This is a genomic window from Dermabacter jinjuensis (genome assembly GCF_902381725.1).
Classification (GTDB): domain Bacteria; phylum Actinomycetota; class Actinomycetes; order Actinomycetales; family Dermabacteraceae; genus Dermabacter; species Dermabacter hominis.
Genome location: NZ_LR698963.1, coordinates 671,172 through 671,903 on the forward strand (window position 1 = coordinate 671,172; position 732 = coordinate 671,903).

Genomic DNA, 732 nt, shown 5'->3' on the forward strand with positions numbered 1-732 from the left:
GACAAGGACACTGGTGAGATCACGGTTACCATCCCTGGGGATGCGAAGCCGGGTGACAAGATCACCGTTCCGGTTGAGGTGACTTACCCGGATGGTTCGAAGGACAACGTTGACGTCACCGTCACGGTTGAGAAGGACGCGACTCCGGTGACGCAGCGCGTTACGTTTGGCGTGAAGGTTGACGGCAGTATTGTCGAGTCTGATGGTGACAACACGACGGCCGAGGAGCTTCCGGAGTCTGTGCGTGACGTTGTTGTCACTCTGACGGCGGAAGACGGAACCGAGTTCAAGTCCAACGACAACGGTGAAACCTGGCGTGGTGCCAAGGGCTCCCCGGTTGTTCAGAACTTTGGTCTTGCAGATATTCCAGCGGGCACCTACAAGGTATCCGTTTCCGGTCTCGATGACGTCAACAAGGACAACCTGAAGCTCAAGGAAGACAGCCAGCTTCGTGACGGTGCAACTGTTGAGATCACCGGTAACACGGGCAACCTGTTCGTAGAGCTCGAAGCGGTTGATAGCAAGAAGTACGAGCCTGCTTATGAGGACAAGCTGGTTGTTCCTGGCAAGGAGACCAAGTCGTCCCCGTCGTTCACTGGCAAGGACGGTAAGGACGTCAAGGCTCCTGAGGGTTCGGAGTTCAAGATCACTGACGGCTTCACTGCTCCTGAGGGCTATGAGGTCAAGATTGATGAGAACACCGGTGAGATCACGGTGACGTTCCCGGACGGC

General features: G+C 56.1%; 1 protein-coding gene. It reads left to right on the forward strand.

Annotated features, from left to right (window positions below):
* On the forward strand, positions 1 to 732 hold a 732-nt coding region (locus FXY94_RS10775; protein ID WP_016663546.1), incomplete at both ends, for a YPDG domain-containing protein.